The sequence below is a fragment of the Candidatus Poriferisodalis sp. genome (genome assembly GCF_965214215.1).
In the GTDB taxonomy this organism is placed as follows: Bacteria; Actinomycetota; Acidimicrobiia; order Acidimicrobiales; family Poriferisodalaceae; genus Poriferisodalis.
The window spans coordinates 447,591-473,277 of sequence record NZ_CBDCBD010000003.1; the positions used below are offsets into that span (position 1 = coordinate 447,591).

Annotated in this window: 19 protein-coding genes; 4 read left to right on the forward strand and 15 right to left on the reverse strand. The window is 69.4% G+C overall.

The window, feature by feature from the left end; all coding sequences use genetic code 11:
- Positions 1–24: 24 nt before the first annotated feature.
- The 7 genes from ACOOF5_RS04595 to ACOOF5_RS04625 all read right to left on the reverse strand — a co-directional run bounded on the left by ACOOF5_RS04595 (position 25) and on the right by ACOOF5_RS04625 (position 12,802).
- Positions 25–5,340 carry an Lhr family helicase gene (locus tag ACOOF5_RS04595; RefSeq protein WP_420437076.1) on the reverse strand — a complete coding sequence of 1,772 codons (5,316 nt, stop codon included), beginning with the start codon at positions 5,338–5,340 and terminating at the stop codon, positions 25–27.
- A 74-nt stretch (positions 5,341–5,414) separates the two neighbouring features.
- On the reverse strand, positions 5,415–5,618 hold the full coding sequence (locus ACOOF5_RS04600) for a CDGSH iron-sulfur domain-containing protein (RefSeq protein ID WP_420437078.1): 204 nt from the start codon (positions 5,616–5,618) through the stop codon (positions 5,415–5,417).
- Positions 5,611–7,929, reverse strand: coding sequence for a HelD family protein (locus ACOOF5_RS04605; protein ID WP_420437080.1), 2,319 nt, complete (start codon positions 7,927–7,929; stop codon positions 5,611–5,613). The genes ACOOF5_RS04600 and ACOOF5_RS04605 overlap by 8 nt, the downstream gene beginning before the upstream one ends.
- Positions 7,930–8,059: 130 nt before the next feature.
- Entirely contained in the window at positions 8,060–9,523 is a 1,464-nt protein-coding gene (lnt, locus tag ACOOF5_RS04610) for an apolipoprotein N-acyltransferase (protein WP_420437082.1), read from the reverse strand.
- 61 nt (positions 9,524–9,584) lie between these two features.
- Positions 9,585–11,153, reverse strand: coding sequence for a protoporphyrinogen oxidase (hemG, locus tag ACOOF5_RS04615; protein WP_420437084.1), 1,569 nt, complete (start codon positions 11,151–11,153; stop codon positions 9,585–9,587).
- Between the two features lie 52 nt (positions 11,154–11,205).
- Positions 11,206–12,318: a uroporphyrinogen decarboxylase gene (hemE, locus tag ACOOF5_RS04620; RefSeq protein ID WP_420437086.1), complete on the reverse strand. Its 1,113-nt coding sequence runs from the start codon at positions 12,316–12,318 to the stop codon at positions 11,206–11,208.
- Between the two features lie 130 nt (positions 12,319–12,448).
- Complete coding sequence (locus ACOOF5_RS04625) at positions 12,449–12,802, reverse strand: hypothetical protein (RefSeq protein WP_420437088.1); 354 nt, start codon at positions 12,800–12,802, stop codon at positions 12,449–12,451.
- Positions 12,803–12,983: 181 nt separating this feature from the next.
- On the opposite strand from ACOOF5_RS04625, the gene ACOOF5_RS04630 reads away from it, so the two are divergent.
- The 3 genes from ACOOF5_RS04630 to ACOOF5_RS04640 are packed head-to-tail and all read left to right on the forward strand — an operon-like array spanning position 12,984 to position 16,370.
- Positions 12,984–14,396: a glycosyltransferase family 4 protein gene (locus tag ACOOF5_RS04630; RefSeq protein WP_420437090.1), complete on the forward strand. Its 1,413-nt coding sequence runs from the start codon at positions 12,984–12,986 to the stop codon at positions 14,394–14,396.
- The gene (locus tag ACOOF5_RS04635) at positions 14,396–15,253 is read left to right on the forward strand and encodes a methyltransferase domain-containing protein (RefSeq protein WP_420437092.1); all 858 of its coding nucleotides are present in this window, start codon (positions 14,396–14,398) and stop codon (positions 15,251–15,253) included. Before ACOOF5_RS04630 ends, ACOOF5_RS04635 begins: the two co-directional genes overlap by 1 nt.
- Positions 15,243–16,370 (forward strand): prenyltransferase, encoded by a 1,128-nt coding sequence (locus ACOOF5_RS04640; RefSeq protein WP_420437094.1) that lies wholly within the window; start codon positions 15,243–15,245, stop codon positions 16,368–16,370. The genes ACOOF5_RS04635 and ACOOF5_RS04640 overlap by 11 nt, the downstream gene beginning before the upstream one ends.
- A 90-nt stretch (positions 16,371–16,460) precedes the next feature.
- Here the strand turns inward: ACOOF5_RS04640 and ACOOF5_RS04645 are convergent, their stop codons facing one another.
- From ACOOF5_RS04645 to ACOOF5_RS04660, 4 genes are all read right to left on the reverse strand, one after another.
- Positions 16,461–17,132, reverse strand: a complete 672-nt coding sequence (locus ACOOF5_RS04645) for a class I SAM-dependent methyltransferase (protein WP_420437096.1) — start codon at positions 17,130–17,132, stop codon at positions 16,461–16,463.
- Positions 17,129–17,566, reverse strand: coding sequence for a GtrA family protein (locus ACOOF5_RS04650; protein ID WP_420437098.1), 438 nt, complete (start codon positions 17,564–17,566; stop codon positions 17,129–17,131). Before ACOOF5_RS04650 ends, ACOOF5_RS04645 begins: the two co-directional genes overlap by 4 nt.
- Positions 17,567–17,661: 95 nt before the next feature.
- Positions 17,662–18,165, reverse strand: coding sequence for a DoxX family protein (locus ACOOF5_RS04655; protein ID WP_420437100.1), 504 nt, complete (start codon positions 18,163–18,165; stop codon positions 17,662–17,664).
- Between the two features lie 139 nt (positions 18,166–18,304).
- On the reverse strand, positions 18,305–18,805 hold the full coding sequence (locus ACOOF5_RS04660) for a GNAT family N-acetyltransferase (protein ID WP_420437102.1): 501 nt from the start codon (positions 18,803–18,805) through the stop codon (positions 18,305–18,307).
- A 61-nt stretch (positions 18,806–18,866) separates the two neighbouring features.
- On the opposite strand from ACOOF5_RS04660, the gene ACOOF5_RS04665 reads away from it, so the two are divergent.
- Positions 18,867–19,730 carry a PAC2 family protein gene (locus tag ACOOF5_RS04665; RefSeq protein ID WP_420437104.1) on the forward strand — a complete coding sequence of 288 codons (864 nt, stop codon included), beginning with the start codon at positions 18,867–18,869 and terminating at the stop codon, positions 19,728–19,730.
- Between the two features lie 224 nt (positions 19,731–19,954).
- Here ACOOF5_RS04665 and ACOOF5_RS04670 read toward each other — a convergent pair whose 3' ends face one another.
- Genes ACOOF5_RS04670 through ACOOF5_RS04685 form a run of 4 tightly spaced genes read right to left on the reverse strand, consistent with a single transcriptional unit; the run spans position 19,955 to position 25,630 of the window.
- Positions 19,955–22,243 (reverse strand): [protein-PII] uridylyltransferase, encoded by a 2,289-nt coding sequence (locus tag ACOOF5_RS04670; protein WP_420437106.1) that lies wholly within the window; start codon positions 22,241–22,243, stop codon positions 19,955–19,957.
- Complete coding sequence (locus tag ACOOF5_RS04675) at positions 22,240–22,914, reverse strand: hypothetical protein (protein ID WP_420437108.1); 675 nt, start codon at positions 22,912–22,914, stop codon at positions 22,240–22,242. Before ACOOF5_RS04675 ends, ACOOF5_RS04670 begins: the two co-directional genes overlap by 4 nt.
- Positions 22,911–23,759, reverse strand: a complete 849-nt coding sequence (gene larE / locus ACOOF5_RS04680; RefSeq protein WP_420437110.1) for an ATP-dependent sacrificial sulfur transferase LarE — start codon at positions 23,757–23,759, stop codon at positions 22,911–22,913. The genes ACOOF5_RS04675 and larE overlap by 4 nt, the downstream gene beginning before the upstream one ends.
- A gap of 17 nt (positions 23,760–23,776) precedes the next feature.
- Entirely contained in the window at positions 23,777–25,630 is a 1,854-nt protein-coding gene (locus ACOOF5_RS04685) for an acyl-CoA dehydrogenase (RefSeq protein WP_420437112.1), read from the reverse strand.
- Positions 25,631–25,687 lie beyond the last annotated feature (57 nt).

A 25,687-nucleotide genomic window follows, 5' to 3' on the forward strand; every position in this document is an offset into this window, starting at 1 on the left:
GCGAGGACTACTCGTATTGGACGATCAGGGGCGGAGTGTGGGGCCTCGGTAGCCGGGGGTTAAGCCGTTCTCTATGAGGGTGTCGTGAATTGGGTGCTCCGCTGCGGGGGTGGCGTCGATGCGGGCCAGCTCGACCTTGGCGAGACGGCCGTCGGCGAGTGCCTGGCGCAGCGCGTCGATCCAGCGCAGGTCGGTGGCGGCGTGCTCGAACGTGTGCAGGGTGCGGCCGCCGCGGTCTGCCATCACGAGCGGAACGCCGTCGGCGAGCACCACATGGCCGCCTGCTGTGCGGCTGGGCCGCCCTCCACTGGGCGGCCAGCTGAGCGCGGCGCCGTATGGCTGGGCCGGATCGGCCGCTCCGAGCATCAGCACGTTGCCTGCGCCCTCGCGGTGATCCCGCAGACGCTCCACTGCGGCAGCGGTGGCGAACTGTGCAGCGCCGAGCCCTTCCACGAAGTGGCCCCGTCTCACACTGCCGCGCTCCTCGAGCGCACGCAGGATGCCGTAGGCCGCAGCGAACCCGCCTGGGTGGCCCTCGGCCAGCACGCCGGGGCGGGTGACGATGCCGTGGCGTTCGAGCAGCGCTTGTGCAGAGCCGTGGGCACGCTCGGTGGGCGAAGGCGCAGGCTCGCGCAGCAGCGAGGTCAGCGACCAGCGGCCCGCTGCGCTGGGCGGACCGCCCGAGCGCAGACGGCCCGGGCGCGGGCGGCGCCCCGGGCCTGAGCGGGTGAGCACACCCGAACGGCCTTGGCGAGCGTTCTGGCGCCCGACGCCTGGGGCTCTGCCAGTACCACCGGAGGATCGGCTGGCTGGGCTGCGCGAGCGCCGAGCCGTGCGGCGCGGGCCCAGGGTTCGCAGCGGGGCGAAGGTGTCATTGGCAACGAGTCCCGCCCACACCAGGTCCCACAGCGCTGCGAGCACGCGGGCGGAGAAATCTGTGTTGGTCGCGACTGAGGTGGGCGGCGCGCTCGGCAAGCCCTCTGAAGCGTGCTGGCGAAGCTCCAAAGCCTCGGCACCTTGGCCCAGCGGCGATTGCTGCGCGTGCCGGCCCTCCGAATCGTGCTCGCGAGTCCCAAGAGCAGCGGCGTTGAGCAAGTCGGGCCAGAAGGCGGCGCCCCGCTCGCCGAGGTGGCCCAGGATTGCTGCGGCCAAGGGATCGTCGGGCTCGTCAGCGGGCGGCGGTGCCAAGGTGGCGACTTCGTCACGCCAGTAGAGGCGGACGCGCCCGTCGTTGGGGCCAAGCGAGCCCGCGCCGATCCACACCAGCTCGCCGCTGGCCAACAGCGCGTCCAGATCGGCCCCGCTGTAGCGAGCCGCGCGTGCCGGCAGCACATCGGATTCCAGGATCGAGGCCGCCACGGGCGCGCCCGCAAGCTGAGTTATGGCGTCTGCCAGCGCGTCGGCACCCCGTCGCGGCCGGTCGACGCTGTGCCAGGCCGCCACGAAGCGGGCGTATGCCTCGGGCGGCACTGGCTCCACTTCGTGGCGCAGCCGCGCCAGCGAGCGACGCCGCACCGTTCGCAGCACCGACGTGTCGCACCATTCGGTGCCGGTGCCGTCGGGCCGGAACGCCCCCCGAGTGACCCGGCGTGCCGTTTCGAGGCGGTTGAGCGACGCAGTGACCCGAGCCTCACCGATGCCTAGCCGCTGCGCGATGGATTCCGCCTCGAAGGGCACGTGCGTGGCCGCGAAGCGAGCCACCAGTTCGTCGAGCGGGTCGGTGCCGGGCGGCAGCACGTCGACGGTCAGCGCGGCGGGCAGACCCACGGGCAATGCGCACCCCAACGCGTCGCGGTACCGAGCGGCGTCCTCCACCGCCACGTACCGAGTCTCGCCTGCGATGCGAAGCTCGACGGCACGACGCTGCATGAGCAGATCGGCGAGCCAGCCCTCCCCGGACAACGCGTCAGGCGACGGAACGGGCTGCATTCCATCTATTGCGGGAGGTCCCGCCGACCCCTGCCCGCCGAACGACGAATACCGCTCGGAGACCGCGGCAGCAGCGCCGGCGTGAGCAGACTCGACCGGCTCGGCAGCGTCGTGCTCGTGCGGCGAGGGCAGCGGGGAACTCGGTTCGCACCTGTACGACAACTCTTCGGACGTGAGGTCGCCGACGCGGCTCAACACATCGGCGAGCTCGTCTGGGCTGCGGGCCCGGCGCCCGTCGGCCAGGCGCTGCAACTCCAGCTCAAGGGTCGCGAGCACCTCCGCATCGAGCAGTTCCCGCAATTCTTCGGCGCCGAGCAGGTCGGCCAGCAGGTCGCGGTCGAGCGCCAGCGCCGCAGCTCGGCGTTCGGCCAGCGGCGCGTCGCCGCCGTACATGAACACCGAGATCCAGTCGAACAGCAGGCTCTGGGCCATCGGCGAGGCGCCGTCAGTGTCGACAGTGACCATGCGGATCTTGCGGGACCTGACATCGGACAGCACCTCGGTCAGCGCCGGCACGTCGAACACCTCTTGCAGGCACTCCCGGGAGGTTTCAAGCAGCATCGGGAAGCTCGGGTACTTGGCCGCAACCTCCAGCAAGCCCGCGGAGCGCTGGCGCTGCTGCCACAGCGGGACCCGCTCTCCGGGACGGCGGCGAGGCAGCAACAGCGCCCGGCCCGCGACTTCCCGGAAGCGAGACGCGAACAACGCCGTCGAGGGCAGATGGCTCACGATGGCCTCGCGTACCTCGTCGGGATCGAGCGCCAGGTCCGTCGCATCCAGCACGGGCGCGGCGCCCGCACCCGGCGAGCTCCAGGCAGACCCGTTATCGCCAGTGCCTTGGCCGTCGAGGTCGTCGGGCGACCAGACATCGGGCAGCCGCAGCACGATGCCGTCGTCGCTCCACAACAGCTCGACGCCGCCCATGCCGTCGGCAAGCGCTCCCGCGGAACCAGCGGCTTGCTCGGCCAGCTTGGCCTGCAGCGCGATGCCCCACGGCGCATGCACCCGCGCGCCGAACGGCGTGAGGATGCAGATGCGCCAATCGCCGATCTCGTCACGGAAGCGCTCCACCACGATCGTGCGGTCGTCGGGCACCACACCGGTCGCCACCCGCTGCGCCTCCAGGTAACGCAGCACGTTCACCGCGGCAGCACGGTCGAGACAGTTCTCCTGCTGCAGCCGCTCGACGAGACGAGCGGTCGGCTCTGCGGCTCGTGAAGCCGTCCGGCTCGGCCGTGCGCCGTTGCCCGGAGATGTCTGATCGCCGCGCCGAGCCGCTACGGCGGCCCGCTCCGCTTCGGCATCGAGCTGCATCAGGTGGGATTCGAGGTCGGCAGGAATCTCGTCGCCGACCGTGCGTATGAAGGCCCCGACCGCTCGGCCCAGCTCGAGCGGTCGACCGGGCCCGTCGCCGTGCCAGAACGGCATCTTGCCCGGCTCGCCCGGAGCGGGCGTGACGACGACCCGGTCGAAGGTGATCTCGGCGATCCGCCACGTCGACGCCCCCAGCAGGAATGTTTCGCCCACCCGGGCCTCGTACACCATCTCCTCGTCGAGCTCGCCGACACGCGACCCGTCGGTGGTGAACACCGCGTACAGGCCCCGGTCGGGAATGGTGCCGGCGTTGGTGACCGCCAACCGGCCAGCGCCCTGCCGGGCGCGCAGCATCCCGGTGGTGCGATCCCACACGATGCGCGGCCGCAGCTCGCGGAATTCCTCGGACGGGTATCGGCCCGCCAGCAGGTCGAGCACCGACGAGAACACCTCTTCACTGAGCTGCTCGTAGGGAGCGGCTCGGCGCAGAACAGCGAGCATGTCGGGCACCGACCAGTCATCGACCGCCACCATCGCAACGACCTGCTGAGCCAGTACATCGAGTGGCTGGCGCGGGAAGCGGATCGACTCGATCTCGCCCGTTCCCATCCGCTGCGCCACCACCGCGGCCTCAACCAGGTCGCCCCGGTGGCGGGGGAAGATCTTGCCCACGCTCGGCTCGCCGACCTGATGGCCCGCCCGGCCGATGCGCTGCATTCCCGCCGCCACCGACGGGGGCGAGGCCACCTGGATCACCAGATCCACCGCGCCCATGTCGATTCCCAGCTCCAGCGACGAGGTGGCCACGATGGCGCGCACCCGGCCCGCCTTCAGATCGTCCTCGATTCCCAGCCGCTGCTCGCGGCTGAGCGAGCCGTGATGAGCCCGCACCAGCTCAGCACCCTCCGGCGGCGAAGTGCCCTCGGCCTCCGCAGCACGGTTCAGCCCGTCGAGATGCAGTTCATTCAGTCGTGAAGCCAACCGTTCGGCTAGCCGGCGCGCATTCGTAAAGATAATCGTGGACCGGTGCGCATACACGAGCTCGAGCAATCGCGGATGAATGGCAGGCCAGATGCTGTTGGAGTGAGTCTCGGGAGCCGGCGTTGATTGCGGCGACGCCTCGTCCGGCGACACAGTGTCCGACGCTGTGTCCGACGACACAGTGTCCGACGCTGTGTCCGACGGCGCTGTTACGTCCCGCAGCGTGGGCGGCGACGATTCGAGCGCGAAGTCGTCGTCGTGATCGACGCGCACGGTGCCATTCGGCGCAGCTCCGGCACTCGCAGCCGCCAGATCACCCATGTCGGAGACACCGACGATGACCTCCACCTCGAGCTGCTTGGTCATGCCCGCATCGGTGATCTCGACATGGCGCGAAGCCGGCTGGTGGGGATCGTTGCCGCCGAGGAACCGGGCCACCTCCGACAGCGGTCGCTGGGTGGCCGACAGTCCGATCCGCTGAGGCGACCCGCCCTTCGTGGCGGTCAGCTCGCACAGCCGCTCCAGCGACAGCGCCAGGTGCGTGCCCCGCTTGGTGGCAGCCACCGAGTGGATCTCATCGACGATGACCCACCGCACCCAGCGCAGGGTCTCTCGGGCCTGCGAGGTCAGCATGAGGTACAGCGACTCGGGCGTGGTGATGGCGATATCGGGCGGCCGGGTGACCAGCCGCCGCCGCTCAGCGGCGCTCGTGTCGCCGGTGCGCACACCCACCGTCGGCATGTGGACGTCGGCGCCGAGCCGCTCGGCGGCCAGGCCGATGCCCGTCAGCGGAGCCCGCAGGTTCTTGTCGATATCGACCGCCAGCGCCCGCAGCGGCGACAGGTACAGCACCCGGGTGCGCTCGGGCCGTGGCGGCTCGGGCTCGGACATGACCCGATCGATCGCCCACAAGAACGCAGCCAGCGTCTTGCCAGACCCAGTAGGCGCCGCAATCAGGCAGTGACTGCCTTGCGAGATGGTGTCCCAACCCGAGACCTGGCACTGGGTCGGCTCGGCAAACGTAGAAGAAAACCAAGCCGAAGTAGGCGCGGAAAACGCACCGAGCACCGGATGCACCCGCCCAGAAGCACCGCTGTCAGCAATAGCACCAGCCATCGAATGCCATTACTACAACCCAGGTGTCACACCCGCCGCCTCCGCAGCGGGCGCGGGCCCGCGGGCCCAGATCTCTAGCTAGGCGGGTTCAGCGTTCCGTCGAATCCCTGGTTGTGGCTGCCGTCGCACATCGGCTTGGTGTTCGAGTCGCCGCAACGACACAGCGCCACGACCGAGTCGCTGTCGGCAACCGTGTTCCCCTCGTGGTCGTCGATTTGACACAAACCACGGACCAGCAGCGGTCCGTTGTTCAGAACTGTCACCGTGACATCAGCCATGTGCATCTCCCGAGCTTTCTTCGACCGCATCGGCGTGTGCGGCAGCGCGGCCAGTGTTGCACGACTCGGCACCGCATGATGCAACCGCCGAGCGGAGCGGTTCGGGCAGCGGCCGCGACGACACCACCGCGACACGCTTGGTCGCCCGTGTCAGCGCCACATACAACGCCCGCAGCCCTTGAGGCTCCTCATCGACCATGTCGGCAGGCTCCACGACCACCACGCCGTCGGTCTCGAGGCCCTTGCATAGCCGCACCGGCGTCAGGGTCACGTGGGGGTGCAGCGCACCGGTGGCGTTGCGGCTCGCAGCAGTGGCCCGCCCGAAATCCACGCCAGCATCTTCCAGCAGCGCCGCTATGTCGTCCATATGGTGCAGTGGCGACACCACCAACATGTTCCCGCCATCGAGCGCCGCTGACTCAGTCGTCACCGTCTCGAGCACTGCCTGAGCCAGCAGGGAGCGCTCAACGTCAGACCCGTTCGTGGCAACCATCTCTTCCCGCTCTTGTTCCCCGTCCTCATTCGACTCGGGCTCACGGGCCGCTCGGGCCACGGCTTCGCCCGAAGGCTCAGCCTCTGCACCGGCTTGCGCTGACACGAAGCGCGGCGGCGTGCCTTCGATGCGCACCGCAGCAGGCGGGGCCAGGCCGGGCGCTGCCGCGGCGAGCACCTGGTTGGCGAGTTCGAGGCTGGGTTGGGGGATGCGATAGCTCAGCGTCAGATCGGACAGCCGCGGCTCCGCCGGCCCCGACGGCAGGTGGTCCAGAATCTCCTGCCAGTTCGACGGGGCATGCGCAGATGTCGCCTGGGCGATGTCGCCCACCAGCGTCATCGAGCCGTTGAGCGACCGTCTGGCGATCATGCGCAGCGCCATCGGCGGCTGGTCCTGGCATTCGTCGACCACGATGTGGCCGTAGGTGCGCACCTCGGTGTCGCTGCGTCGCTTACGCGAGCGAGACCGAGGGCCCAGCACGGCATATGCCTCGTCGAGCAGCGGCACGTCGGCGTCGCTCCACTCGTAGTCGTCCTCGCTGTCCTCCCGGGCGCGCCACAGGTGTTCCCACTCGGCCTCGTTCAGCGTTCCGGCAGCCGCAGACCGCAGCAGCGCGCGTGAGCCGTAGAGGTCGCGCAGCAGCTGGGCGGGGGTCAGCAGCGGCCACATGCGTTCGAACGCCGCCATGACGTCGGGATGGCGAGCGAAGCGCTCGCGCAGCTTGGACGGGTCGGGTCGGCGCCGGTGCGAGGCCGACATGGCCGAATAGACCGCCTGCTCCACATAGGAGCGGCCGGCGTTGTGATGGCGGAAACGCCGGCGAGCCTCGGCCACGATGGCGCGCGACGTGCTCGCAGCCAAGGTGACATAACCCAGGCCGAAGTCGAGCCGCAGATCGCTGCGCAGGGGGCGCTGGCGATCCCGCACCGCATTCGAGATGACCTGCGACATGGCGGCATCGCCCTTGATGCGAGCCACGTCGGGCGCGTCGGCCAGGCGGATGCGCACCTCGGGGAAGATCTCGTTGAACAGGTCGGCGAGCACGAACAGGTGCACGCCGGCCTCGCCCAGGCTGGGCAGGACGCGCTCGACGTAGCGCAGGAACAATCGGTTGGGGCCGATAACGAGCACGCCCTGGCCGGACAGCGGGAACCGGTACGTGTACAGCAGGTAGGCAGCACGGTGCAGCGCCACGATGGTCTTGCCGGTGCCGGGACCGCCCTGGCACACCAGGATGCCCTTGCGGGGGCTGCGGATGATCTCGTCCTGCTCGGCCTGGATGGTGGCCACCACCTGGCGCAGCTGGCCGTCGCGACGCTGGGTGAGCGCGGCGTACAGCGCCCCGTGAGCGACGAGCTGGGGGCGGTCGCCGTTGGCGGAGGCGCCGTCGAGCGCATCGAGGTCGAAGATCTCGTCTTCGAGGTCCGACAGGATCCGGCCGCGGCACACGAAGTGCCGCCGGCGCAGCAATCCCAGCGGGTTGCCGCCCGTAGCCCGGAAGAACGGCTCCGCGATCGGGGCTCGCCAGTCAACTACGACGGGTTCCTGCCGCTCGTCTGCGACAGCGAGCCGGCCGATGTAGAAGGTCTCGCTGGGGCCGGTGGCGTCCGGCACCTGCGCGTCGGCGCTTGTCTTCGCTGTGTTGGACGTCACTGAGTTCGACGTCACTGAGTTCGTCTTCGCTGCGCGGTCGATGCGGCCGAACACCAGCGACGACGAGCCGAGCTCGAGCTGGCTCAGACGCCCAGCCACGGCATCTTCGATCACATCGCGTTCGAATCTGGCCTGCCGGGTGCCGCCGCGGCCCACCTCGACCATCTCTCGCAACCGCCTCGCCCGCTGCCTGGACGACTCCAGCAACGCGTACGCGCGGTCAATATGAGCTTGTTCTGCCTGAATTTCCGGATGGCTCACGCTTGGCCCGTCACCGTTTTGAGGCTGATCAAGGCTACTCGCGGCGCACCCGCAGCCAAAGCAACGCATGCCCGCCCAGCACGGCGGCAGCCAGCACGATCAGGGGCCACGATCCCAACACCGTCGCCGGGGTGGATCCCGAACGGAGGTCGACATCGGCACTCAACACGACGGCTTCGCGCAGCTCGCTGCGGCGGGCGATATCGCCGTCGGGCGACACGATGGCGCTGTAGCCGGTGGTGGACGACTGCAGCACCCAGCGTCCTGTCTCGACGGCGCGCAGCCGTGCGCTGGCGAGCGACTGGGCGGGTACCGCGGATGTGCTGTACGACGACGCCAGGGTGGGATTGGCGATGATGCGACCGCCGGCTCGCACGCCGTCGCGCACGAGGTCGGCGAAGTACACCTCGAAGGACGTCACGACGGCGATGTCGCCCAGCGAGGTCGCCAGCAGTCCGGGCCCCTCGCCAGCGATGGCTTCCCGGGAGATCAGCGACAGATCAGCGAAGGGCTCCACCACGCTGCGCAGCGGCACATACTCGCCGAACGGCACGAGGTGGGCCTTGTCGTAGCGGCCAGACAGCCCCCCGTCAGGGTTGATCGCAACTGTGGTGTTGCGGAAGCGCTCGGCATCGGCGGCACGCTCGTAGAAGTTGGCGATCAGGACTAGGTCGCGCCGCTCCGCCAGCGATTCCAGCTCGGCGAGACGGCCCGAATCCTCGAGCGGTGCGTCGCTGGACGTGCTGCTCTCGCTCCACACCATGAGGTCGGCGTCGCCCTGCCAGGCGCCGGTGGCCTCCAGGTGCCGGAGGCGCACGCTGCGCTGGGGTGTATCGACGTTGGTGCCGAGTTCGCCGCCCGCTTGGACAACGGCTGCGGTAATGGTGCCGTCGATGGCGGTGGCGGGCCAGGCCAGCGCCGCGATGGGGACGCCGATGGCGAAGAGCGCAGGCCATGAGACCGCGCTCCATTCGCGCGCGCAGAGCCCTTCGACGATGACAGCGCCCGCGCCCACGAGCGCAATCACTCCCAGCGGCCCGGCCAAGACTGCTGCGCCCAGCCATGGCCCGTCGACTTGGCCGAGCGCAAGGTTGGACATCGGCACGCCGCCGAACGGGATGGCCCAGCGAACGGCCTCGCCCGCCACCAGGGCAGCGGGAATGCCGACTGAGCGCCAGCGGGCGCCAGCGGAGATGAGCGACAGCGGCAGCGCCATGATGAGCGACTCGACAGGCACGGCCGCGATCCAGCCCGGCACGGTCAGCTCAGTCATCCAGAACAGCCCGAGCACGTACGCGCCCAGCCAGAAGGCGATGCCCACTTCGAAACGGTCGCGCCAGCGCTCTGCGCCGCGATGGCAGAAACGCAGCCACAGCCCCAGACCGATCGGGCCGAGCGGCCACAGCCCCCACGGCGGCAGCGACAGCATCGTGAGCGCCCCGAGCATGAGCGCAAGGCCGTCGCGCAGCAGCCGGCGAGACCTCACCGGTCGATTCACGGCGACGGCGTGGCGACGATTCGACCGTCGCACAGCAGCCGATCGGCGACGCCGGCTCGACTCACGGCGAGCTAGATGCCCGGTCCGAGCCGAGGTGCCGCACGACCGCTGCTGCGGCTTCGTTGCCCTGCCGGATGCATGCCGGGATGCCAAGTCCCCGGTAGGCGGCACCGGCAACGAACACGCCAGGCATCTCGCGAGCGAGTACCTCGGAGATCCGATCGACGAGATGACCGTGTCCGGGCCGGTACTGCGGCAGAGACTGCGGCCAGCGCGAGACCCGCCACGCAGTGACCGCGTCGGGTTCGCGCAGGCCCCGCAGCGGCGGAAGGCTCGACAGCTCTTCGGTCACAGTCTCGGTGAGCTCGCGGTCGTCGAGGCGCGTGTGGCGGTCGTCGTCATCCCGGCCGACCGAGATGCGCAGAACCGCGTGGGCGGGGCCGGCGTCGGCGCTGTCGCTGCGGTCGCCGCCGGACCACTGCGGCCACTTCGCCGACCCGTAACTGCAGGCCGTGGCCAGCAAGCCGGTGTCCCGGGTGACCAGGAAGCCGGCCTCGGTCGGCGCATCGATGGCATCGGGGCGCACGCTGAGCGTCACTACGGCAACCGACGCGTACTTGATGAGTCCGAGCGCAGCGGCAGTGTCGGGCGCGGCGGGCAGCATCTGAGCCGCCGCATGTGCGGGTGCAGCAATGATCACCGCATCTGCGTCGAGCGCCTCAGACCCGGTGTGCACGGCGAACCGCGTTCCGGGGCGCCGGATGGCTTGCACCGGGGTGCCCAGCCGAAGGATGCACCCATCCAGCCGCTCCATCAGGGCCTGGGCCAGCCGACCCATCCCGCCTTCGAAGCTGCCGAAGATCGGTGCGGGGCCCGACTTGCCCGAAGCACGTGCGACTGGGGCCGGCTGCATCCGGCGCAGTCCCCGCATGAGCGAGCGACTGCGTCCGAGTGCTTCGCTCAGCATGGGTGCCGACGTCGCCGCGTCGAGCCGGTTGATGTCGCCTGCGCTGATGCTGCCGAGTAGCGGGTCGACCACCTGCGACGCCACGGCCGCTCCGAGCCGGCACCGAACGATGTCGCCCACAGTGAGGGGACTCGGCCGAACTCGCACGGTGCCGGACGCACTGGCGGCAGCCGCTGCCGCGTCTAGCCGGTCGATCGCATCGCGGTGCAATCGGCGCGCCGTAAACCGGCGCGGCAGGACATAGTCGGCTGCGGCGCGCAGCGTGCCCGCCGGGCCCAGCAACGGGGAGCGGATGAGCGGGCCGAGCCGAGTCGGCACGCCGCCCACCAGCCCATCGGGAAGGGGCGTGAGCTCCGGCCCGGGCGTGCCCGGATGTGCCACCGAGGCACCTCCGACCGCCGGTGAGATGCGTTCGGTCGAGATGCCCAGCTCGTCGCAGAGCTCGATCGCCCACGGCACTCGCAGCAAGAAAGCATCAGCACCTTCGTCGACGGGGCGGCCTTCGAATGGCGTCGAGAGAATCTTGCCGCCCAAGCGTTCGGCGCTGTCGATCAGCACCACCCGGGGCACCGCAGTCGCCGCGTCAGCGGGATGCAGCAGGCGGTACGCAGCAGTCAGCCCCGATATGCCGCCACCGACGACGATGACTCGGTTAGGTGCCATGACTACACATCAACATGACGACTGGGCGCCATGACATAGTCTCTCGGCTCGTTCACTCGTGCTGACCCGCGTACGTCGGCTCGTACGCGTGCACATAGTCGGTCAGCTGCTCGAGCACTGCGGGATCGGTGGCGGGCAGCACGCCGTGGCCCAGGTTGAAGATGTAGCCGGGCTGCTGGGTGCCCTCGGCCAAGATGCGGTCGGCCGCGGTGCGCACGGCGGACCATCCGGCCAGGCACAGCACCGGATCTAGGTTTCCCTGCAGCGCAACGCCGGCACCCACTCGCTGGCGAGCTGCGCTGAGCGGCACCCGCCAGTCCACGCCCACCACATCGGCCCCTACTTGGGCCATCTGGTCGAGCAGCTCGCCGGTGCCGACGCCGAAATGCGCCCGTGGCACGCCGAGGTCGGCCAGCTCGTCGAAAACCCGCTTGCTGTGCGGCGCCACGAATGCGGCATAGTCCGCCGGCGACAGCGTGCCCGCCCACGAGTCGAACAGCTGCAGCGCGCTGGCACCGGCGAGCACCTGCGAGCGCATGGATGCCACCGCAATCGCGGCCAGACGCTCCATGAGATCGTGCCACAGCGCCGCGTCGGTGTGCATCAGCGCCTTGGTGATCTCGTGCTGGCGAGACGGGCGGCCCTCGATTAGGTAGCTCGCCACGGTGAACGGCGCCCCGGCGAACCCGACGAGCGGCACGTCGAGCTCGGCTGCCAGCAGGCGCACCGTCTCGAGCACGTAGGGGGTGTGGGCCTCGGCGTCCAGCACTGGCAAGCGGTCGAGGTCGGCGCGGCTGCGCAGCGGTTCGGCGGCTACCGGACCCACGCCGGGCACCACATCGATCCCGAAGCCCACTGCTGCCGCGGGCACCACGATGTCGGAGAACAGCACTGCCGCATCGACGCCGTAGCGCCGAACCGGCTGCAGTGTGATCTCTGCTGCGGTGGCCGGGTCGGCGATGGCGTCGAGAATGCTGCCCTCGCCGCGCAGCGCCCGGTACTCCGGCAGCGAGCGACCGGCCTGGCGCTGGAACCACACCGGCACCCGCTCGGTCGGCTGGCAGCGCGCCGCACGCAAGTACGGACTGGCGCTCATTCGGTGAGCGGGATGATCCGTCGGCAGCGCTCCAGCGTGCGCCGCGGCAACCTCAGGAGTGTCAGCCATGGGTTGCGAACGGTACCGGCGCGAGCCGAACTCACAATTCTCGAAGGTCCACCAGGGCCAGCCGCTGTGTTATGCGAGGCTGACTGGCTCGCCGCGGCCGGCCCGCTGGGCCATGCCGCGCAGCTCAGTGTTATGCGAGGCTGACTGGCTCGCCGCGGCCGGCCCGCTGGGCCATGCCGCGCAGCTCCTCAGGGGTGCAGCCATCCTGCCGATGCGCCTGATCGGGCAGCGAGGAGAGCGAAGCCGACTCAAGAGCAGCCAGCTTGTCCATGACTTCCCCGAAACCGACATGGCCGAGAAGTCCTTCGAGCAGCGCCTTCGACATCCCGGCCTCATTCCAGTCGATGCATGAGACATCGAATCCCGCAACGTCGACCAGCGCCCGGAACGCGTCGCGCTGGACGGACTCTGACTGAAAATCGTTGACGGCTGCTGCGATTTCCGGCATGACTTCCAGCAAAGCGCCGAGCTGCGTGTCGCTCACCCTGCGGACTCCTCGCAGTCAACCGTTGTTTCGCAGCGTACTCGCGTGACAAGAGAGTCCTACGCGGCATTCGGGGAGCAGGTCAGCCAGTAGCCTCACGCGACCTTGACGAGCCTGCCTGCTCGATCCGGCTATGCCGGGCTTTCGCTCGCCGGGTTCTCGCTTTCCGACGGAGGCTGCGATGGGTCCCGACCCCGGGCCAGCAGACATGCAGCCCAGCGACTGGCGGGCCGACGCGCAGCTCTCTGGCGGGCCAGCCGACAGTGCCCCCGCCGACACTGCCCCTGATGACACCGGGCCGCCGCTGCGAATCGCGCTGCTGACCTACCGCGGCCACCCCTGGGTCGGCGGCCAGGGAATCTACGTCCGCCACCTCGCCCGGGAACTCGCAGCCCTCGGCCACAGCGTCGAGGTGTTCAGCGGGCCGCCTTACCCGCACCTCGACGAGGGCATCAAGCTGACCGAGCTGCCCAGCTTGGACCTGTACCGCATGCCCGACCCGTTCCGGGTGCCCAAGCTGGCCGAATTTCGCTCGCCGATCGACGTGGCGGAGTGGGCGATCACCTGCACGGCCTCGTTCGCCGAGCCGCTCACGTTCAGCCTGCGGGCCTTCCAGTCGCTCCGCAGTCGGCTCGAGGATTTTGACCTCGTGCACGACAACCAGTGCCTGGGCTACGGCATCGACTGGCTGCGACGGGCGGGCATGCCCGTCCTGGGCACCGTTCATCACCCCATCACCGTCGACCGCCGCCTCGAGATCGCCCATGCGCCGAACCGGAGCAAGCGGCTCGCCATGCGGCGCTTTTATGCGTTCACCCGCATGCAGAACCGGGTGGCCCGGCGCCTTGACCGGATCGTGACCGTGTCGACCAACAGCTTCGACGACATCGTCGCCGACCTCGGCGTGGACCCTGCCCGGCTGAACATCGTGACGGTCGGCGTAGACCCGAACCTGTTCCGGTCGCTGCCTGAAGTGGCGCCGGTGCCGGGGCGGCTCATGACCACCGCCAGTGCGGACGTGACCATGAAGGGGCTCGCCTACCTGCTCGAAGCGCTGGCGAAGCTGCGCACCGAGGACCCCTCGCTGCACCTGGTGGTGATCGGGCGGCCGAAGGACGATTCGACGGCGAGTCGGCTGATCGATCGGCTCGACCTGGCCGGCAGCGTCGAGTTTGTGAGCGGCGTGGCTGATGAACGGATCGTCGAGCTGTACAACGAGGCTGAGCTGGCGGTGGTGCCGTCGCTGTACGAAGGGTTCTCACTGCCCGCCATCGAGGCGATGTCATGCGGGGTGCCACTGGTGGCGACGACCGGGGGCGCTCTGCCGGAGGTGACCGGCGCCGACGGGGAGACGTGCCTGCAGGTGCCGCCCGGCGATTCGGAAGCGCTGGCTGCTCGCATCGGCTGGGCGCTGGACCAGCTCAATCTTCGTTCGACGGTGGGCGCGGCGGGCCGGGCACGGGTGCAGGCGAACTACTCGTGGGCGGCGACGGCTCGCAACACCGTGGAGCAGTATCGGGCGCTGCTGGCCGATTCCCCGGCTCGGCGGACGACGGCCCGCACGTCGCCGATCAGGGCGTTTGTCGGACGCTGATGCTGACCGTCGACTACGAGCGTCTTGGGGCCCGGCGGGGCGACCGGGTGCTGGACTTGGGGTGCGGCGCAGGGCGTCATGCCTTCGAGAGCGTCCGGCGGGGCTGTGTCACGGTCGCTTCGGATCGTGATGCTGACGAGCTGCGGGCTGTCACGGAGATGTTCGCTGCCATGGCCGAGGCGGGAGAATTCGACGCCCCGAGCGCCGAGAAAGCGTGCGCCGACGCACCCGATCGCAGTTCAGCGGCACCCGGCGCGCTGGGCGGCAGCATCGACGGCCAGGATTCGATCAGCCACGCGGTCGTTGCCGACGCCACTGCGCTGCCGTACCCCGATGCCAGCTTCGACCGGATCATCGCTGCAGAAGTGCTCGAGCACATCGTCAATGACGAACGGGCCATCGCCGAGCTGTCACGGGTGCTGCGCCCCGGCGGCACGATTGCGGTGACAGTCCCGGCAGCCGCTGCCGAGCGAGTCTGCTGGGCGCTGTCGGCCGACTACCACGCCCCCGCCGTGCCCGACGGCCACGTGCGCATCTACAGCTCAGCTGAGCTGCGGGCGAAGCTGGCTGCGGCGGGCCTCGATGTCTCCGACAGCCATGGCGCCCACGGCCTGCACACCCCGTACTGGTGGCTGCGCTGCATGGTCGGCCCCCGCAACGACACCAACCCGCTGGTGCGGGCGTACCACCGGCTGCTGGTGTGGGACATGACGGCGGCCCCGCCGCTGACCCGCATGCTCGACCGCCTGCTGAACGCAGTGCTGCCCAAGTCGACGGTGCTGTACGCGTACAAGGCCCGAGCGAGCGAAACGCCTCAGCCGCTCGCCGAACCGGTGGGAGCTGCACATGCAGCCTGAATTCGCACCCTCCGACCTCGCCGCAGCACCCGACACTGGGCGCGACCACCACGAACAGCGCACAACGCCACCCGACACCGGACAGAACCACCACGCGCAGCTCGCCGTCGGCACTGCACCACTGCTCACACTCGGACAGGTCGCCGCAACCGCCGACGCCATCGAGGCGTGCCAGCGGCCCGACGGCCTCATCTTGTGGTTCGACGGCGGCCACGCCGACCCGTGGAATCATGTCGAGGCCGCCATGGCGCTCGCAGCGGCGGGCCGCCATCGCGCGGCCGAAGCCGCCTATCACTGGCTCGCCGCCAACCAGCACGCCGCCGGCAGCTGGCACAACTACTACACGGCCTCCGCCATCAAGGACGCCAAGGTCGACACGAACTGCTGCGCCTATGTCGCCACCGGCATCTGGCACCACTGGCTCGCCACCGCCGACCGGGGCTTCGCCGAATCGATGTGGCCCACCGTGGCCCGTGCGCTCGACTTCGTCGTGAGCCTGCGCACCGCCAGCGGGCACATCCCGTGGGCCGTCCACGTCGACGGCACGCCGTGGCCCTATGCGCTGCTGACCGGCTCGTCGTCGATCGTCCACTCGCTGCGGTGTGGCCTGGCGCTGGCCGCCCTCATGGGTCAGGAACGGCCCGAATGGGCCCGCACGCTGGCCCGCACCGAGCACCAGGTCCGCCACCAGCCCGACGGCTTCGAGCCCAAGGACCGCTGGGCGATGGACTGGTACTACCCGGTGCTGTGCGGCGCCCTCGACGGCGCGCAGGCCCGGTCCCACTTGGCTGCGGGCGCACCGAAGTTCCTGCTCGGCAACTACGGCGTGCGCTGCGTGGCCGATCAGTCCTGGGTGACCGCAGCGGAAACCTGCGAGTGTGCGCTGGCCTACTTGCGCACCGGTGACGCCGCCGCCGCCCGCCGGCTCATCGAGGCCACCTCGGCGATGCGAAACGCCGACGGCAGCTACTACACCGGCTGGGTCGTGCCCAAGGCGAGGACTTTCCCCGACGCTGAATGCACCAGCTACACCGCCGCGGCCGTGCTGCTCGCCACCGACGCGCTCGATCGCCGAACCCCGGCTGCGGGTGCCCTCATCACAGCGCCGAGATATTGATCCGGCGGCCAGAGGCCGGACGCAGCGGCCCTGGCGGCCCGTGAGCAGAGCGGACAACAGCGGGCAAGAACATAGGTGCACCCTGAGGGTTCACCCGTCGGCGAACCTTCGCAGCACGCGCAAACTGCCTTCGGTGGTGTGCTCGGCGAAGCCGTCGTCGAGGGCTCGCAGCCAGATCTCGTAGGGGGGCCGGCCGCCGTCGGCGGGATCGGGGAAGACGTCGTGGATGGCGAGCAGGCCGCCGGACATCACCTTGGGCGACCAGGCCTCGTAGTCGGCGTGTGCGGGGGCGGGGCCGTGGCCGCCGTCGATGAACACCAGCGCGGCGCCGGCGAAGTGGGGGGCGACTGTGGGTGAGTCGCCGACGATGGGCACCACGGTGTTGTCGAGCCCCGCATCGGCAATCGTCTGGCGCAGCACCGGCAGGGAATCCATGAGACCGGTGCGGGAATTGATCAGCTCGGGGTCGTGGTGCTCCCAGCCAGCCTGCATCTCCTCTGAGCCGTGGTGGTGGTCGATCGTGAACAGCACGCTGCCCACCTCCGCCGCTGCGGCACCGAGGTATACCGCCGACTTGCCGCAATATGAGCCGATCTCGACCAGCGGTCCCAGCGCGGCGACCTCGGCGGCTGCCCGATGCAGCGCCAAGCCCTCGTTGTGGGGCATGAAGCCCTTGACCTGCTGGGCGAGGCTTGCCAGCTCGGGGTTCATTGACACGACGAGCTCATCGGTGCTGCGAGGCGGATCTGACGGCGGGATCATGGCCGCTGCGGGGAACCCGGCACGGGATCCGATGACGAGCGGGCGAACAACACACGGTCGAGCAGCACGAACTTGCCCACCCACAGCAGACCGAAGCCAGCGAGATTGGCCGCCGAGACCGCCACCGCCGACTGCCACCACCGGTCCGCCAGCGCCACCAGCAGCGACGAGAGGCCCAGCCCGGCGAGGCTGTAGGCCCAGAACGGCATGATCTCCCGGGTCACCGAGTGCGGGTCGGTGCGGGCCCACACCCAGCGCCGGTTGGCGTAGTACGCCGGACCGGCCGCAACGCAGACCGCCACCATGTTGGCGACCACCCCAGGCCATCCGAGCACGCTGTACGCCAAGATCAGCACGGCTTGGGTCACCACGACGGTACCGGCCGACACCGCTGCGTACCCGGCCAGCCGCCGCAGCAGCAGCCCCCACCTCATCGCGCAGCACTCACCATCGACGCCTCGCTGCCACGCCAGATCGCACGGGCCTCACAGCCGGGGACGCGCACCGGGGGTCACTCGGACGCTGGGGCTCACTCGGACGCCGGTGCGTCCGGCCGGTAGAACGCGGCCAGCAGCAACAGCGTCGAGGCCACCCCGCCCGCAATGGCCACCACGAACCACACGGGGCCGCTCCAGTCGAGGCCCAGCGCATTGTCGAGGGACCATTCGCCGGGGCCAGTCGCCGCCACCGCCGCCGCCGCCACGGCCAGCACGAACACGTACTCCCAGCCCTCCCGGATGATGAAGAAGCCGTTCTTGCGGTGGCCGACCCACCCTGCGGTGGTCATCACGCCGATGAATGCCATGGCGCTGAGCGGAGTCAGCAGCCCGAGCGCCAAGCCGATGCCGGCCCCGATCTCGGTGAGAGCGGCGAGGTAGGCGTGCAGCAGGCCGGGGCGCAAGCCCTCGGAGGCGAACCAGTTGCCGACGCCCCGGATCCCGCCCCGAAATTTGGCGATGCCGTGCAGCGCCAGGGTGACGCCGACGATCACTCGCAGGACGAACAGGCCCAAGTTGATGCTGTCAGGATCCATGTTCCGATGGCCTCCTCGAAGGTGCCCCAGCCGTGTGCGGCCGGTCGCTCGAAGTCAAACCGTACCTACAGGTCCAGCCGGCAAACGTTGGTGATGCGCTGGCCGAGCTTCCGAGAGCATCACACTCGTCTTGCGGTACCTACAGGTCCAGCCGATAGACGTTGGTGGCGCGCTGGTTGAAACCGAGCCGCGCATAGAGGCGGTTGGCAGCTTCTCGGTCGGGTCGGGACGTCAGGTCGACCGTGCGAGCGCCCGCCTGCCGGGCAATCTCGATCGCATGCCGATTGAGTGCGGCACCAATGCCGCGGCCGCGCGCGGATTCGTCCACCACGACGTCCTCGATCCACGCCCGCAGGCCGCTGGCCAGCGGGAAGAGCACCAGAATCATCGCGCCGACGATCTCGTCTGATGGCAGATCTGATGCCTCATCCGACCCGGCACGGGCAATCAGCACCGTGTTGGCGGCGTGACCGACAATGCGCTCGAGCGCTTCAGCGTCGGGCGGCGGCGAGCTCGACAGCTGCGGGTGCAGCCGCGCGAATGCGTCGACCAACCCGTCATCGACCAAGTCGCACACCTCGACGCGAACGCCGGGTTGCAAGATCGTCGGCGACGCAACGGGCTCAGCCACAGTGCGCATCGTAGGGGCATCCGATCCCCTCAGGGTCGGCGGCCGCAGGGGTGCCGCTAGCCTCGCCGACGTGGGCCATCTTGAGTGGATCGAGCGACCCGAACCCGGCAAGGACACCATCCTCATTGCCGCTTTCTCGGGCTGGAACGACGCCGGCGACGCCGCCACCGAGTCCGCCAAGTACCTGCGGCGACGCTTTCGCTGCCATCCGGTCGCGCAGATCGACCCTGAGTATTTCTACGACTTCGCCTCGGTGCGCCCCAGCGTGCAGGTGGTCGAGGGCGAGCGCAAGATCGACTGGCCCACCCCCGATGTGCGCATCGGCGAGGTCGACGACGGGCGTGCGGTGATCACCGTGCTTGGCGTGGAGCCCCGGCTGCGCTGGCGCACGTTCTGCGACGTGATCATCGAGATGGCCAATTCGCTGGGGGTCTCCACCGTGGTGACGCTGGGTGCGCTGCTGACCGACACCCACCACAACGCACCGGTCAACGTGGTGGGCGCATCCAACAATGCCGCCCTCAACCTGAACATGGGCCTGCGTCAATCCACCTACGAGGGCCCCACCGGGATCATCGGCGTGCTGAACGATGCCTGCCATCGGGCCGGCTTCGACAGCGTGTCGTTCTGGGCCACCGTGCCCACCTACGTGCACAACTACCCCTCGCCGAAGGCCGCCCTGGCGCTCGCCGAGCGGGTGGGGCAGTTCCTGGGCGTGACGCTGGGCGAGTCGGAGCTGCACAGCGCAGCCGCCAACTACGGCCGTCAGATCGACGAGCTGGTCGCTGGCGACGACACGCTGGCCCAGTACGCGCAGCAAATTCTCGAGGAATCAGCAGCCGAAGCAGTAGAAGACTTCAGCGAGATGGTCGAGAACCCCGACGGCCTCATCAACGAGTTGGAGCAGTTCTTGCGCCAGCAAGAACCAGATTGATCAGTCTGCGCCAGCAAGAACCAGATTGATCAGTCTGCGCCAGCAAGAACCAGACTGATCAGTCTGCGCCAGCAAGAACCAGACTGATCAGTCTGCGCCAGCAGGAACCAGATTGATCAGCAGCGCAGCGTCTCTGCGAACCAGAATTGCCAACTGAGCCGGGGGCGATGCGTCCCTTCGGACTGTAACCAGGCACCAAGGCACGCGGCAAGAGAATTGTGCAGCTAGGTCAGGGCGTGGCGCAGGGCCAGCTCTACCTCTCGCTGGTGTGCTTCGTCGATGACCGGTCCGTCGGGACCGACCACGTAGAACGAGTCGACGACCTCGTTCGCCAGCGTCTGGATCTTGGCCGAGCGGATGTCGAGGCCCATCTCGGCCAGCACCCGGGTCACCTTGTACAGCACGCCGATGTGGTCCTCGGTGCGGACCTCCACGATCGTTGCTCCGGTGGCCGACTCGGCGTCGAATGTGACGCTCGTGGCGGCTCGCGTCGCTGACAGCGCACGGCGGCGCCGGTACACCCGGGCACGCTCGGCAATGCGCGCCTCCAGCGCCAGATGTCCCCGCAGCGACCGACGCACATCGAAGATCACCCGGTCCCAGTCGACTGGCGTGTCGGGAGGAACGATCCGGAATGACGACACCGCCATTCCCGCAGGGCTCGAGTAGGCGTCTGCCTGCAGCACGTCGAGCCCACGCAGCGCCAGCACGCCAGCAGCCCGGCTGAACAGGCCCCGCTCGTCAGGCGCGACCACGGTCAGCACGTCGTCATCAACTCGCAGCGCCGTCTCGCCTGCCGCCATCAGCTCCACGACTTCGGTGGTGAGCAAACGGCGGCGGCTCGGCTGGGACGGATCAGCACCGCTCATGTGCTCCGAGGTCATCTCCACCAGGCTCGACACCAGGCTCGACGTCCACTCCCCCCACGCCATCGGGCCCGTGGCCAGACAATCGGCCTCGGTCATCACGGCCAGCAATTCCAAGAACTCGGGCGTTTGGGTCGCCCGGGCGACAGTGGCGACCGTCAGCGGATCGTCGAGGTCGCGGCGGGTGGCGACATCGGTCAACAGCAGGTGATGCTGGGTGAGGCGCACGAGCGTGTCGGCGTCGTCGGAGCTCCAGCCGCAGCGCCGGGCGATGGGGCCTGCCAGCCGCATGCCGGCTTGGGTGTGATCGCCCGGGTAGCCCTTGCCGATGTCGTGCAGCAGCGCTCCCATGACCAGCAGGTCAGGGCGGGCCACCCGGTGGGTGAAGCGGGCCGCCTCGGCGACGGCCTCGAGCAGATGGCGATCCACGGTGAAGCGGTGGTAGCGGGAGCGCTGGGGACGGTTGCGGTTTGGCGCCCACTCAGGCAGCACTCGTGTCCACACATCGAAGTAGTCGAGCGTCTCGATGACGTCGATGGCCTTGCGCCCGCAACTCAGCAGTTCGACGAAGAGCGCCCGGGCGCCCTGAGGCCATGGGTCGGGGAACTGCGGCTGGCGCTGAGCCAGCTTGTCGAGGCTGGCCCGGCTGATCGGGACCTCGCTGCGGGCCGACTGCACGGCCGCATGCAGCACCAGCACGACATCGGTCGAGGGGTCGCCGTCGATCACCAGCTCGCCGTCGCGAATCGACAGTCCCGAGATGTCCACCTCCGCGGCGGCGAGCTCGCTCTGCCGGCGGGTAACGCTCGACCACAGCTGGTCCGACAGGAATGAGATGATGCGCCCGGCTTGTGCAATCTCGGCCATGAACGCATCGGCATCCACCGCGCCGGATCGCTCGGCCACGGCGTCCTGGTCGTCAGCGGACAGCACATCGCTGCGCAGGCCAGTCGTGCGGTGCAGCTCCACCCGGGCCCGCAGCAACGTCTGATAGGCCTCTACGAGGCGTTCGTTGTCGGCCGCGGGCAGTTCGACGCCGGCCAGCTTGGCCCAGCGGATTGCGTGCGCATCGCGTAGCCCGCCGCGGCCGGTCTTGAGATCGGGTTCGAGCAGGAAGGCCACCTCGCCGCTCTGGCCGTGCCGACGGCTCACGGCACGCTGCAGCTCATCGAGCCGCCCCGCTGCGTTGTCGCGCCAGTCGGCCCGAACGCCCTCGCTGAGGCGAGCCGTCAGGGTTGCGTCGCCGGCCAGGTGGCGCGCGTCGGCGAGCGCAGTGGCCGTGTCGGTGTCCGAAGCCGCCAATTCCAGCGTTCCAGCCAGCGACCGGACGGCGTGGCCGAGCTTCAGCTTCTCGTCCCAGATCGGGTACCAGAGGCGGTCGGCCAGGCTGCCGGTGTCGATGTCGTCGTGCAGCAGCAGCAGGTCGATATCGCTGCCGGGGCACAGCTCGGCGCGGCCGTAGCCGCCGACGGCCACAAGAGCGACGCCCGTGCCCGCCTCGTTCACGCTGTCCAACCCGCACTCGACTGCCTCGGCCGCAAAGCATTCGGCCAGCCACGCATCGGTCAACGCTGACAGCGCGGCCGGCAGATCGGCAGAGTCAGCCGTGCGGGCCAGTGCCGCTCGACGCTCGCCGAACGACGTCATCGCTGGCCCTCTGTATCAATTCGCCTCGCAGGCTCGGCCGTATCGCTGCGCCTCGCAGGCTCGGCCGTATCGCTGCGCCTCGCAGGCTCGGCCGCGGCACTGCGCCTCGCAGGCTCGGCCGTGTCACCGCGCCTCGCAGGCTCGGCCGTGTCACTGCGCCTCGCAGGCTCGGCCGTGCGGCGCCGCTGCAGCACTTCGAACGCCTTCGCGGCGCCCCAGGCGATGCCGATCGGTCCCAGCGCGGGATCGATGTCGGCAAACGAAGCCGGCGTCAGCCCGAAGGGATCGTCGGGAAAGCGAGACGCATCGAAGTCATCACGGACGAGCGCCGGGACGCCGCCGTCGCTCAGTACCTGTGTCGGGAATCGCACGGCACCGCGAAGCACGCTCAACGGCGTGGTCTGCTGCTCGTCGACATCGGTTGCCAACAGGTCTCGCAGCGGCGGGCCGGTCTCGGCGGCGCACCGCACGCCGGCCGTGCGTGCCGAGTCACCGAGGCTCGCTGTAGCGACACCGGCACGCTCGCACACCTGCGCCACGCACCGCTCCACCCAGCCGGGCAGCGCGGCGATGGCCCCGTCGGCCAGCGTCTCGGCCGCCTCGCTCAGGGAACTGGGCACCCAGTCAGCCCGCGGCTCTGCCGCGCTGGTGCCCGTGCCAGCCGCGCTCATTCGCAGACCCCTCGTGCACGAGGCAGCGACACGCCATCGGCCAGGGCACCGTTGAGATTGCCGGAGCGGAAGCCCTCCAAGTCGAGCGTGACGTAGCGATAGCCGACGCCGCTGACTGCTTCCACGACGGCCTCACGCCGGCGGACCGCCTCGCCGAGATCGTCGAGCGGCAGCTCGATGCGCGCTGTGTCGCCGTAATCGCGTACTCGCAGCTGGGCAAAGCCCAGCCGACGCAAGGCGGCCTCTGCGCGATCGAGCCGCGCCAGCAGCGGCACCGTGACCTGCGTGCCATAGGGCACCCGCGAGGCCAGGCATGCGGCGGCGGGTTTGTCCCAGGTGCGCAAGCCCAGTTCGGCGCTGACGCGCCGGACATCGGCCTTGGAGAAACCCGCCTCCACTAGCGGGAAGCGGGCACCCCGGTCGCCTGCTGCCTGCTGGCCGGGGCGGTGGTCGCCTAGGTCATCAAGGTTCACGCCCAGCACCACGACAGCGTCGCGTGCTGCGGCCAGCGGTTCGAGCTGGTCCATGAGGGCCGATTTGCAATGAAAGCACCGGTTGGCGTCGTTCGTGCGGTAGGCGGCGCGAGACATCTCGTCGGTCTCAACGGTCCGCCACGCAAGTCCCCATTCGGCCGCCAGGGCCGCGCAGTCAGCCGCCTCGTCGGTGGCGAGGCTCGGCGAGACGGCGGTCACACAGAACGCATCGTCGCCGAGTACGTCGTTGGCCGCCCAAGCCACCAGCGACGAGTCGACGCCGCCGCTGAACGCCACGATGACCGGACCCGACTGGGCAAAGAAAGCGCGCAGCCGGTCGAGCCGTTGCTCGGGGCTCTCACCCGGTCTCATCGATGCGATGCCCCGGATCAGAGCCGGTCGGCCGGGATGGCGTAGAACAGCTCGGCGCCGCCGGTGACCGCGGGAACCAGCCCGCGGGCCGACGGCAGGATCTGGTCGGCGTAGAAGCGAGCAGTGGCGATCTTGTCGGCCAGGAACTGCGGCGATGCGCTGCCGTTCGACACGGCTGTGACATCGTGCCGGGCCTGGGTAAGCGTTAGACCCTGCGTATCGAGGAGCTCGGCTGCCGCTTGCGCGCTGCGGCCCATCAGCCAGCCCCCGACCACCACGCCTGCCAGCCGCAGGAACGGCGAAGAGCCGGCGGCCACATCGTTCGGTGCCGAGGAGAGCTGCCCGCCCAGCCACATGGCGGCTTCGCCCAGAGCAGCGACTCCGTCGTTGAGCGCGGCGCCGATGGCGGCGAGGTCGGCGTCGTCGCTGGCAGCCAGAGCGCCCGCTGTCGCTCCCATGTCGCCGATTAGCCGGGCCATGGCCTCGCCACCGCCGAGCGGCAGCTTGCGAAACGCCAAGTCGGCCGCCTGGATGCCGTTGGTGCCCTCATAGATCGGGGCGATGCGGCTGTCGCGCCAGTGCTGTGCGGCGCCGGTTTCTTCGACATAGCCCATGCCGCCGTGCACCTGCACGCCGAGCGAGGTCATCTCGACGCCCAGGTCGGTGCCCCAGCCCTTGCTGATCGGCGTCAGGATCGCGGTGAGCTCGTCGGCTCGCTGCTGCTCGTCCGGATCGGTCGCGACGAGGGCGCGGTCGATCGCCGCCGCGTTCAAATACATCACGCAGCGCATGGCCTCGGCGTTCGCCCGCATCGTGAGCAGCATCCGCCGCACATCGGCGTGGTCCACGATCGGCGAGGACTCGCCGGGGGGAAGCTCGGCGCCGATGGCCCGCCCCTGCTTGCGGTTGACGGCATATTCCCGTGCCTGCTGGTACGCCCGGTCGGTGAGCGACAGGCCTTGGAGGCCCACCGACAGCCGGGCGTTGTTCATCATGGTGAACATGGCGCGCATGCCGCCGTGCTCGGGGCCCACGAGATAGCCGACTGCACCGCCTTCGTCGCCGTAGGACATCACGCACGTCGGGCTGGCGTGGATGCCGATCTTGTGCTCGGTGGACACTGCCCGCAGGTCGTTGCGGCGCCCCAGCGAGCCGTCGGGATTCACGAGGTACTTGGGAACCAGGAACAGGCTGATGCCACGGGTGCCGGGGGGGCCGTCGGGCGTGCGGGCCAGCACCAGGTGAATGATGTTGTCGGCCAGTTCGTGCTCGCCGTAGGTGATGAAGATCTTCGTCCCGGTGATGAGGTAGCTGCCGTCGTCCTGCGGGACAGCACGGCTGGTGAGGGCACCCACGTCGGAGCCGGCGTGGGGCTCGGTCAGATTCATCGTGCCGGACCATTCGCCGCTGATCATCTTGGGCAGGAACGTCTGCTGCAGCGTCTCATCCGCGTGGTGGGTGATGGCGTCGATGGCACCCTGGGTCAGCAGCGGGCACAGGCTGAACGCCATGCTGGCCGCGGTGAGCATTTCTTGGACGGCGAGCCCGACGCACCACGGCATCCCGCCGCCGCCGAAGTCGTCGTCGAAAGCCATGCCATTCCAGCCGGCCTCCACGAACTTGGTGTAGGCATCAGCGAAACCGTCGGGATGGGTGATCACGCCGTCGTCGAAATCGAGCCCTTGTTGGTCGCCGGGCACGTTGAGCGGAGCAACCTCGGCGGACATGAACCGGCCTGCCTCGTCCAGCAGAGCACCTGCGGTCTCGAGATCGGCGTGCGCGAACCGTTCGTGAGCCGCCAAGCCATCCAGATCGGCTAGGTGTTCGAGCACGAACAGCATGTCGTCGACGGGGGCGGAGTACTCAGACATCACAACCTCGCAGGGCGGCTTGGTTTGTCGGGCGGCGCCGGGTCGTCGTGCGACGGG